Here is a 10,467-nt window from a genome sequence, read left to right on the forward strand (position 1 = left end):
TCCTATGCTTAATCATTCGATTCATACTTGCTCCACGAACGGCCGAAAAGCTCATTTCCGTCCGACAATCGCAAAACTGCCGTAGTTTCTAAAATCTCATGTGCCTTTGCGGTCGTAGAATCAGCCTTATCAAATGCAATGAAAATCTGTCGTCCACTGTCCATATAACGTTCCAATATGTGTTCCAGATGTATATCCTCAATACGCTTGAGAATGTTGGAATCATGAATGAGTGCTGGAATCGGACGTAATTCAAGTACACTCAAATCATATATCACAAGGCTCTTGAACGCAGTACCTTCACTGGTATTACCGGGTGTTCCAAAAAAGATTTCCTTTTGCGGTGTGATTTGCAAAAGAGGCGCTGTTTCCTGTTGCTCGGTCACGACACCGTTTATTAATTCCATTCGCATATTGATATCGTCTTGTATCTCTTCCAGCTTTTCGGTTTGCTGTTGTAACAGTTCTGCCAGCCTGTGCTCTGCTTCGGCGCGAGCTTCCTGCAAATCTTTCTGGTGAATCAGCTCAGCAGTTTCTTCTTCAAGCCTGTCAATGCTTTTTGACACGTTGACACATTGAGAGAGCACTCGTTCCGACATCTCCTTTGCCAAACCGGACTCCTCGATCTTTTGATGTAGGCGTTTGATTTCCTTATCGCAATGCTCAATAAGCGGTTGCAAACGTTCTATTTCTTGAGCCATTTCTTCGCTCAAAATTTCCCTGATTTTCTTATGGAAATGCTCAATCTCCTCGAACGCTTTTATATCAGTATTTGGGAAGAAATGCACCAAGGAATCAAATTCACTGGCGGTTTCGGGATTACTGTCAGCAATATTACTCTCAATAGCATTAAGTTGCGACTGCAGACGGTTACGCTTGCGGATAAAACTGTTCAACTCTTTTTGAGCCACTGTTATCCGTTCAAATGTCTGAGTATCAAAACCGAACATCGCTAATTGGGCTTCTTCACTGTTTTTCATCAGCTTTTGAAGTCTTTTCTTCAGTGACTCTATAGTCTTCCGATTCATTTCGATTTTCTCGATGTCCACCTGCTGACGCTGGCGCGATTTGAGCTGCGAGGATTTAACACCAAGTTCTTCTTCCATGCTCTTGATGGCAGCGAGAATATTGTGGTGACCAAACAGCTTCATTAGAAAATCAACGGCTTTTTCATCCTGTTCCCGGGGCTTTACCAGCAGAGGATACTTTTCCAGTGTATTTTCACGCCCATAAATACGAAAGTAACGCTCTGTGATTTCCGGAAATGTGAGAGCTGGCAGCCCAACCTTGTATTCCTGAAAGAGAAAGCTCCGGAATTCGTCCAGCGTCAATTTCGCAATGAAATGGTGATCCTTATCACACCGATAAACATTTTTAGGATTATCGGTACTCCGGTAAAAGTAATGGGGCCGTCCTTCAAATTGGAAAGTGAAATAGATGGTATGGGGGCCTATTTCCTTTTTAATATCATCCGACAGGGAGTAGTAGCTTTCGCCACCGAATGCATAGTCAATAATCCACAGAAATGTTGATTTGCCGATGGCATTGCTGCCGCCCGCACTGCCTAAAACCGTATTAAGGCCCGAATTAAAGCGGATGGTTTGATGCTCCGGCGCAAATTTATCACTTCGAATTTCTGTCAACATAGCGTAGTACCCTCCCTTCCTCAATTATTTCAATTTTTCCCAAAGCAAACAGGCAGTCTAAAGCGCTTAGAAAATCACCCATATCCTTTTTGGCTGACGTGGTCAGTTCAAACAGCTCTTTAGGGGACATATCTCTCTGCGTCAATGCTTCTAAGATGTCTGGGAAACGGGCAATGACGCTGTTTGAATAGGATGTTACTTTATTCGGCAATCTCATCGAACACCTCACACCTTTGCACGAAATAGGAGATTATTATCTTGCAGGCTTCTCTATATTTGCGGCTAGTCTTTTCAAACAATGTATCAGCAAGCAGGTTGTAAATATCGCTTTGGGATGTCAGCTTTTCGCTTGCATCCTCATACATCCGCTTAACGCTCTTGGCAAATCTGTCTACATTCAGTTTGTTTTCCCCGGATAATCGATCTAATGCATTATTGACGCCTTCGTACAACTGCCTGACATCAAAAAGCACTCGCTCTTTCAACCGCTTTTCAGTGATTTTTCTCTCAACCTTTACAGGTTCAATTTTGAGTCGTGTATCTTCAGTAACATCCATCAACTGGACTTCACGAAGCACATATTCAATTTGCTTTTCTAACACATATCGTGACGTTGCATCCCTTGCTGCCATAAGATTTTCCAAGTTATGCTTGTCCGAAAGCAAAGCCAGTTTTTCTTCTTTGGAAGCATTCCGCATTTCGCGTTCACAATCAACGCATAGAACAACGTCATCGATTTCGGAAAGGTGGACGACCTTAACGTAGTTAACGTCGTTGCCTTCTTTTTTTATACCCAAAAACCTACCGCATTTTTGACACTTACCCCCAGTTTCTGCTAAAAGCACTAATGAGTGAGTGTCAATCGCAATTTCATCGGCTGTCTCCGTAGAGAATCTGCTATATGCCGTAAGGAAGCTTATATTCGTTTTTTGAGCTTCAAAAGATTGTATGTACTCGTCAGTTATCTTTTTTACATTTTCTTCACAATTTCTGTTTTCAACATTGACTGCTGTATATAGAAAAATTCCGGCGAGAAAATCCTCCAGAACAAAAGCATCGCGTCCTGCGATATTTTTCTTTGTCATGTCATTCACTTTTTCAACAACTGTGTCTGGCTCAATTGTGTCATCAGAAGCAATGATGTCCTTCAACGCAAGAACGATGAGGCTCTTTTTGTTGCTATCCAACAAGGGAAGGATGTTTTGCTTAAAGTAATTTGAAGCAGCACGAGCATCCGCTGTCGGAGCAACATCAGTCACATAGGACGATAGATTTTTTTACCGAGTATCAAATCTGAAACAGTACCATCATCGCTACGAATATCATAATCGGAACAATTCGGCCATTATCACACTTTATTTCGGATTTGCAGTACATTATATGAGCCACAATCCGGCCATCTTCTACAATAACGTAATCCAATTCCTTCACGAAATCCGGACGATTCCTGAATTGATGAAGAATATAGTGCTCCGTGCAGCCGGGACGGTATTTATTCCAAAATGCCTCTCTTGTAAGGTTTTCTACTTTTCTGTAGTCTTCTTTAGTTTCCAAACGGAAAGTGCAATTATTTTTAATCAAGGTTATACCCTCCTCAAAGTTGGAATCACTACAACCAATTGGAAGGCTTTGCGAATAATTAGTTTGCGCAAGCCTTCCGGCCCGCTACAATCTCCAATGCACCGTATTGCTTCATAAAACATTTCCCCTCTCACCATTTTATCTTTACCAATCATTTCTCTTTTGCAATGGGTCATAAAAGTGCCCTGCGCATCTAAATGTGGGGACATTGTTTTCTTAAAATCCAAGTAGTTGTTTTTTCTTTGCTTCAAATTCCTCTTGAGTAATTACACCATTATCAAGAAGCTGTTTGAATTTTAGTATTTCATCGGCTTCACTCGTACCTGATTTGGATTCCGGCAAATCGTTATCCTGCCCGGAAGCGCCGTTACACATTAATTGTAGAACAGATAAGCATTCCTGTGCCAATGAAAAATTTGTCTTATATACGAAACTATCTTTCTTGGTTGATGTCTTAATAAAGTCAATATATGTAGCCGGGGTCGCCATGCTATTTAATGTAATCTTTATTTTCAGGCTGTTGCAAATCGCTTTGCTTTTTTTACCCCCTGTAACACCGCCAACTATCGCTCCAACTCCGCCAAATAGAACCCCACCGGCTAAAGCCCTTCCTAACCCCCCTTTTGTAACCGAAGTTCCGTCTTCTAATAATTCAAAATCAACAATATCGGTAAAATTATAAATTTTGGGGTGCTTTTTGCCGCCGAAAAAGCCATCCGGAATGAGCCATTGTTTTTGATTCTCGTCAACTTCTAAAAAAGTGCCAACCTTTTTTGTCGCGACAAATGTTTTCAACGCACTGGCACTTTTCTCCTTTTCTTGCAAAGCGGCATGTATCTGTGACGTGGTCATTTTTTTAATAGGAGTCATCGCTGTAAAACCGCATTTTTTAAAGCATTCGGGGCATATCCATTCCTTATTTGCGATTTGAAATCTATGCAACCCGATCTGTTTGTTGCAAATTGCGCATTTAACCTTTAAATCGAAAAACCCCATTCTATTCCCCTCTTTTCATCATTTTACTTGTTCATGTTACATAGATTATACCATAGAGTTCTTATATTATCAAATCGCATCATGGAGGCGATAGTGTCAAGATACTGTAGGATATTTTTTTTAAAGACAACCCCTGAAATTGCTTAAATCAAGGTTTCCATGCATTATGTGTTTTTTATATCACTTTTTCATATTTTATTGCTTTTAAAATTCTATATATTGGTGTTACTTTGCCCATATCCAACACTGTAATATTGTTTATTTGTTCTTTTGTATACGTTTTAGCTCTCTTTACTGCCTCTTTTATTTGCTTCTTTGTTAATTTATAACCTTCATTGTTGTTTTTGCGCTTTTTACGCCATTCTACTTCTCTTAAATTGCCTCCATTTTTCTTAAATACTCTTAATTTTGCCATTAGCTTTAATCCTTCTCTACTCCATCCTAATGGATTCCTGCTTAACCTGTCTGAAAATACATGACTTATATGCCCTTCTGCACTGCACCCTATTACATCCTCATCTTCTTTGTATATTTTTATCCCTTCCCAGTTGTTTAATATGTACTTCTTTACTTCTCTTATTTTCTTCTTCTCTTGCTCTGTTTGTGCTATTTTTGATAGTTCATTAAATGCCTCTTTTAATTCTTTTTCATTCCCTTCATTTATTGCTCTCCATATCCTATCTCTATATCTTGCTTCTCTTGATGTTGCTGTGAGTATGTATTTGTTTAAATGATACCTGTCTAGTACAAATCTTGATTTTGGTATCCATTCTATCCCTTCTTTTATCCATCTTGCTCCGTCTCCTGCTATGTATATCTTCTCTATTTTCTCTTCTTTGTAATTGTCATTTATGTAATTTGCTACATCTATCCATATGTCTTCTGGCTTTTGATCTACATATGCTTTGTAATAGATATTCTTTAGTTCAGACCTACCGTTCTTTTTTTCTTTGCCTTCATGTATGTATACAAGTCGTGGCATTTCTTTTCTCCCGTCTTGTAAGGATACGTGGTCTTCATCTGCTTCTATGTATAATACTTTTACTTCTTTCTTTTCTTCTATTTCTTTTTTTACTTCTACTTCTCCTATCTCTCTTATTGTATTTAATACTGTCTGCCTGCTTAATTCTACTGGACTTGCTTCTTTACTGCTTTTTTCATAGGATTCTTCTGTCGCCTTTTCTACTATCTTTACTTTTACTCCTTCTTCTACTCTCTCATGTCTCTCTATCCCTAATGCGTCATCTGTCAAGTATGTATATCTACCATCTTCTTTTGATTTGTAATATGTCCTTTTATATTTTATTTCTCCTACTGTTGTTATTAAAGTCTTTTCATCTTCTCTTTCTACTACCCATTTCTCTTTCCTTCTCTTGTCTTCTTTTATTATCTTATCTAATTCTTCTATAATTGCTACTATTGTTTCTATACCTAATTTGTCTACCATTTCTCTAACTTTTAATGAAAGTTCTGTTATATCCATCCCTTCTTCTAATAATTTTTTAAAAATTTCCCTTACATTATTGATGTAATTAGTTGCATTTTGTAGTATAATATCTTCAAACTTAATTTTTTTCACAAGAGACACCCCTTTCATGTTTTTTGTTTTTCCAAAATTCTATTTTATCACAGGGGTTGTCTCTTGTCTTTTATCATCTAAAAATCCTACGATAATTTTACACTATGCATGGAGGCTACCCAAGAAATATTCTTGTCGTAACATCCAACCTGCTCTCTCAATCTCGAAAAATCCAAAAAACATCTAATCTGTTCACACGCGAGCATCTGACATCTGACCTGCTCTGTCACTGGACTATGACATCTAATCTGACCACTTAACTATCAATTCTGCTTCCGTGGACTTATTCCCACGAAACGATATTTTTACTATTTTTACACATCGGATTTTTACCCTCAAACCCGAAAAAGCCCTTATTTACTAGGAGTCCACTCGAAATCATCAATCACAAATTAACAAATATGTTATTGAAAACCATATAATTTACAATAAAAAATACTCCTGAACACATATGAAATAAGCACTTAAGAGCTATTTTTATGATATAATATAAATAATATAATAAGAAAAATGTGGTGATAAAAATGTTAGGAAAAGCAGACAGACAAATGTCATTTTCAGATTATTGGTTACTTGGAAAAATTTCTGAAGATAGTTATTATCATAGATTAAGAACATGGGTATTTAATAATCTTAATGAAGAAATGTTTCAGCCACTTTTCTCATACTATGGCAGAGAATCCATATCTCCGGTATATACATTTACAGCGATGCTGATACAATTTGAAAAAGGATATTCTGATCGTGAAATGGAAGAAGAATCACGATTCGATGACAGAATTAAATATGCATTAACCGCACCACGGGATTTTGATGGAATAGATGCAGTAACATTATGTGATCATAGAAAAAGACTGTTTAACAGCGAAATAGGAAAAGAAATATTCATTAAAACAATTAGTCAGGCAAAAGAAGTAGGACTGTTTGATAAAGACAACTTACACATAATAGATTCATTCATGATTTGGGGTTCCTGTGCCAGACAAGATACTTACACTATGATATACCAAGGGATAAAGATGGTTCTCCGTTTCATGAAGTTTTACGAAATGGAAGATGAATCGAAAAAAATACTGAAAAGAACAGATTATAAAGAAAATATCAAAAAACCCAAAATAGCATGGGAAAACGAAAAAGAAAAAGCAAAATTACTCGAAGAACTTGTTAAAGATGCACTATCACTCGTAGAAAATATAAAAACAAAAAAAGATATAAAAGATGATTTAAAAAAAGCAATTGAATTATTAGAAAGAGTAGCATTACAAGATGTTGAAATAACAAACGACGGGCATGTAAAAATGATAAAAGGAACAGCAAAAGACAGAATAATATCAGTAGTAGATGATGAAATGCGCCATGGAAGAAAGACCTCATCGAAATTATCAGATGGATACAAAGCTGAAATTATAACAGGAGGAGAAAAAGGCTCAGTAGTAGTAGGAATAGAAGTTGATGGAGCAAATATAGCAGATGGAGAACATATGAGTGATCTTATAGAACAAAGCCGAAGAAACGGCGTTGATATAGATAAACTGTATGGAGATTGTGCATATAGTGACTTTGAAGAAATAGAAAAAAGGAAAGAAGAAGGAACAGATTTTTGCATTAGAGTGCCGGAAGCAACAAATCCAAGTGGAGGATTTTCAAAAGAAGAATTCAAAATTGATTTAGAAAAAGGAACAGTAGAATGTCCCAATGGACATATAAAACAATTTGATACTGAAAAAACACAAAAACATGAGCAAGTTACAGTGAAATTTAGAGCAGAAGAGTGTAATGATTGTCCGCTAAAAGACCAATGTACAAAATCAAAAAAAGGGAGAACAATAAATATACATCCGTATGAAAAAGAAATACAAGAACAAAGGGAATATCAAAAAACAGATGAATTTAAAGAAGACTATGCAAAAAGACCGAATGTAGAAAGAAACATATCAGAACTTACCAGGCATGGCGGACGTAAAGGAAGGTATAGAGGAAAATTAAAAATAAGATGGCAAATGATAATGGTAGCAATAAACAATAATATCAAAATAATAACGAAACATATTTCTAAAATTTGTAATAGACAAATTAAGAAGGTGGAAGTCTGCCCAAAAACGGCTTAAAGAATGGTTAAGGATATTAAAAATAGCAATAACAGGTCAATAAAGCCATAATATACATATTAAAATCAATAACAAAATCATATATATTTCTTTGAATAGAGATTATTCTGATAATTTATGCGATGATAAAAATTCTTAACCGGCAGATAAGTTATTTTCGAGTGGACTCCTAGGGAAACAGTTGTTAAGGAAACATGGTATAACATAGTGATTAAGCAGTACAATGAAGCCGAAAAACTGATGCACCACGTCAAGCTTAAAAATATAACACTACCGCCACGATTAAAGTACAGCAGTATTTTGGATGCCGCCAATAGCCGTAATCAATATTATCGAGAGATTTCATCGGTTGGTAAATTGTTCTATGACCTCTTTGTAAAGCGTTCTATGCGTGCTATAAAAGACTTGGTTTTGTCCCAAGTGTTAGCTCCAGTGGATACGCCAACTGTGTTTGAGTTCGCAGTTCTGTTTAAAGTATTAAATTATTTCGAAAGCCAAATGAAAAAAGGAGATACTAAACATTTTTCTGTAATTCGAACTTCAAAACAAACAATTTTTGAATACTGTTTATCTGGTATATTCTATAAGATATTTTATCAATCACTACCGGACAATATGATAAGTCGTGAATATTCGAGCTCTCTCAAAAATCAAGGTTATGCCAAAAGCTCTTTACGCCCAGATATAATCATCCAGTGCGATAATACAGAATTAGGTTCATCGTATACTCGCATAGTTGAAGTAAAATACTCACTGAGATCAGCATATACCTACGAGGGAATGAAGGATGTACTTGCTTATTTATATGATTTCCCCTGTGTTGATGACCGTGACGATTGCTGCGCAATGCTTGTTACATATTTGCCGCGCCCAATCGACCAACGGTCAGGCAAAAATAAGGTTTGGATATGCGGCTATACACAGTTATATGACGATATTAGGGCATTAATAAATAGGTGAGCAGCTCATACTGCATCACCTATTTTTTCTTTTCTGTAAAACCAAAATGTTGTCATATTTGATTATTCCGCCTCTATTGCCACGTGGCATATGTAGATATCTGTCACGTATTACATACTTGAATACAGTTTCAAATACATATCCATTTGCCAATGCAATCTCTGTCAATATTTTAGTCGTTGGAACATTTTGGTTCCTGATAGTACTATCACCGACAACAATAACATATCTTCCACCAGGCACGAGTACATCTCTTACTTGGATAAGGTTTAATGCCATGTCTTCAAAATAGGTGCCAACCATACTGGCACGACGTATGTCAACATTTTCAATAGCAGGCATAATCGAACAAAGTGTCTCAGATTGCATTGCATACTGATACCGTGTGTAAAAAGAACTAGAAATTTCCGTTCCGATATACTCTTTCCTGAGTGACACAAGTTCACTGTTATCTGCAAGACCGAGCCACATATTTTCAAACTTCAGGATTCTTACATAATCATATGCATTTATGTATGGAGGCGATGTTACCGCTAGTTCTACCATTGAGTCAAGAACAATGTTACGTGCATCGTTACTCGATAATATAGTATTGGATACCTCAAAGCCCTCAGTATCTTGCGCAAATTCAATAATCGCACTCCTATATAAAGACTCTGTTTCAAAAAAAACTATGAATGGATCATCTGGAACCTTAGGAAAACGTGTTGATATGTATGGCTTTGGTGACTCATTTTCCGCGTTTGAACATCTACGTACAATAGCTGCCAAAACTATATAAAGGTAGTTCTTTATAGCGATCCTATCTACTGCATATTCATCTATAAGTGTTTTGAGAACCGCGAGGCGCTCAATTGCCTGCTCATTAAACCACTTCGATATATTTGGTATATCTGGATACGCATCTGCTGATGCAGAAATTGTTAAATTATTCATTATTTTATTTACAATCTGGTCTATACGCTCAATATCTGCCGCACTATATCGTGTTGTTTTAACCGATGTTAAAAGACGGGCAAATGGGTCAATATCAATTGCCAATCCGTTTCGCCTATTAAGAAGCGCTTCTACTAGAGTGGTACCAGAACCGCAGAACGGGTCTAATACTATATCTCCAGGAGACGAATATTTTAAAATCGCCCAACGAGGTACTTGCGGGATATACCTCGTTGGATATTTATTAAAGAGACGATGTGTACTTCCAACTATTACTGATTTATTAGGAACAATTTCGTATATTTGATTCTGACTTGGAAAATCGGGAAATTCACTAACTTTAATAGGATTCATATTACACCCCTGGCTTATGTAACTTTACAATGCTTTCTCGTAAATATTTACGTGCATACTCTGTTTCTCGATACTGCTGAGAGCTCGTGATAATGAGCCGCTCTACTTGAATTTCTTTCACGACAAAACCAAGTCGTTCTGCTATCATTGCCAAAAAAATATCTGTAGGAACAACAATGCCAGCATATGCGGAATTGCTTACTACAATAGCACAATTCCCACCCGGACGCAGCGCATTATATATTTGACGTAATGCTTCTTCCATATCTGCAAAATAACCGTTTAGCATTGCCGGTATTCTTTTGGT

At 36.8% G+C, this 10,467-nt stretch carries 10 protein-coding genes (1 of these 10 running past the window's edge); 2 read left to right on the forward strand and 8 right to left on the reverse strand.

Annotation, left to right across the window (positions count from 1 at the left end; translation table 11 throughout):
* Positions 1-8: 8 nt before the first annotated feature.
* The 6 genes from AC0LWJ_RS04835 to AC0LWJ_RS04860 form a co-directional block, all read right to left on the reverse strand.
* Positions 9-1,646 (reverse strand): DUF2326 domain-containing protein, encoded by a 1,638-nt coding sequence (locus AC0LWJ_RS04835; RefSeq protein WP_474239251.1) that lies wholly within the window; start codon positions 1,644-1,646, stop codon positions 9-11.
* Positions 1,624-1,863: an ABC-three component system middle component 7 gene (locus AC0LWJ_RS04840; protein ID WP_012283916.1), complete on the reverse strand. Its 240-nt coding sequence runs from the start codon at positions 1,861-1,863 to the stop codon at positions 1,624-1,626. The genes AC0LWJ_RS04835 and AC0LWJ_RS04840 overlap by 23 nt, the downstream gene beginning before the upstream one ends.
* Entirely contained in the window at positions 1,847-2,833 is a 987-nt protein-coding gene (locus AC0LWJ_RS04845; protein ID WP_503031479.1) for an ABC-three component system protein, read from the reverse strand. The genes AC0LWJ_RS04840 and AC0LWJ_RS04845 overlap by 17 nt, the downstream gene beginning before the upstream one ends.
* A 100-nt stretch (positions 2,834-2,933) precedes the next feature.
* Positions 2,934-3,227: a GNAT family N-acetyltransferase gene (locus AC0LWJ_RS04850; RefSeq protein ID WP_503031480.1), complete on the reverse strand. Its 294-nt coding sequence runs from the start codon at positions 3,225-3,227 to the stop codon at positions 2,934-2,936.
* 216 nt (positions 3,228-3,443) lie between these two features.
* Complete coding sequence (locus AC0LWJ_RS04855; protein ID WP_474239258.1) at positions 3,444-4,223, reverse strand: DUF4428 domain-containing protein; 780 nt, start codon at positions 4,221-4,223, stop codon at positions 3,444-3,446.
* Positions 4,224-4,398: 175 nt separating this feature from the next.
* Positions 4,399-5,820, reverse strand: a complete 1,422-nt coding sequence (locus tag AC0LWJ_RS04860) for an ISLre2 family transposase (RefSeq protein WP_503031441.1) — start codon at positions 5,818-5,820, stop codon at positions 4,399-4,401.
* A gap of 506 nt (positions 5,821-6,326) precedes the next feature.
* Between AC0LWJ_RS04860 and AC0LWJ_RS04865 the strand changes: the two genes are divergently transcribed.
* Together AC0LWJ_RS04865 and AC0LWJ_RS04870 are read left to right on the forward strand one after the other, a co-directional pair.
* The gene (locus AC0LWJ_RS04865; protein ID WP_503031410.1) at positions 6,327-7,910 is read left to right on the forward strand and encodes an IS1182 family transposase; all 1,584 of its coding nucleotides are present in this window, start codon (positions 6,327-6,329) and stop codon (positions 7,908-7,910) included.
* Positions 7,911-8,117: 207 nt separating this feature from the next.
* Positions 8,118-8,870 carry a hypothetical protein gene (locus AC0LWJ_RS04870; protein ID WP_474237460.1) on the forward strand — a complete coding sequence of 251 codons (753 nt, stop codon included), beginning with the start codon at positions 8,118-8,120 and terminating at the stop codon, positions 8,868-8,870.
* 15 nt (positions 8,871-8,885) lie between these two features.
* Here the strand turns inward: AC0LWJ_RS04870 and AC0LWJ_RS04875 are convergent, their stop codons facing one another.
* Both AC0LWJ_RS04875 and AC0LWJ_RS04880 read right to left on the reverse strand, forming a co-directional pair.
* Positions 8,886-10,160: a DNA methyltransferase gene (locus tag AC0LWJ_RS04875; protein WP_474237461.1), complete on the reverse strand. Its 1,275-nt coding sequence runs from the start codon at positions 10,158-10,160 to the stop codon at positions 8,886-8,888.
* Position 10,161: 1 nt separating this feature from the next.
* Positions 10,162-10,467, reverse strand: partial view of a DNA methyltransferase gene (locus AC0LWJ_RS04880; RefSeq protein WP_503031481.1) — the end only. The gene runs 1,065 nt beyond the window's last position; the window shows 306 of its 1,371 coding nt (coding positions 1,066-1,371); its start codon lies beyond the right edge, outside the window; its stop codon occupies positions 10,162-10,164.

This window comes from Aceticella sp. 75b-Ac, from assembly GCF_056032965.2.

Coding starts and splice junctions, on each gene's coding strand:
- AC0LWJ_RS04835 (WP_474239251.1), bottom strand. CDS start 1,646: ATGTTGACAGAAATTCGAAGTGATAAATTTGCGCCGGAGCATCAAACC.
- AC0LWJ_RS04860 (WP_503031441.1), bottom strand. CDS start 5,820: ATGAAAGGGGTGTCTCTTGTGAAAAAAATTAAGTTTGAAGATATTATA.
- AC0LWJ_RS04855 (WP_474239258.1), bottom strand. CDS start 4,223: ATGGGGTTTTTCGATTTAAAGGTTAAATGCGCAATTTGCAACAAACAG.
- AC0LWJ_RS04840 (WP_012283916.1), bottom strand. CDS start 1,863: ATGAGATTGCCGAATAAAGTAACATCCTATTCAAACAGCGTCATTGCC.
- AC0LWJ_RS04875 (WP_474237461.1), bottom strand. CDS start 10,160: ATGAATCCTATTAAAGTTAGTGAATTTCCCGATTTTCCAAGTCAGAAT.
- AC0LWJ_RS04865 (WP_503031410.1), top strand. CDS start 6,327: ATGTTAGGAAAAGCAGACAGACAAATGTCATTTTCAGATTATTGGTTA.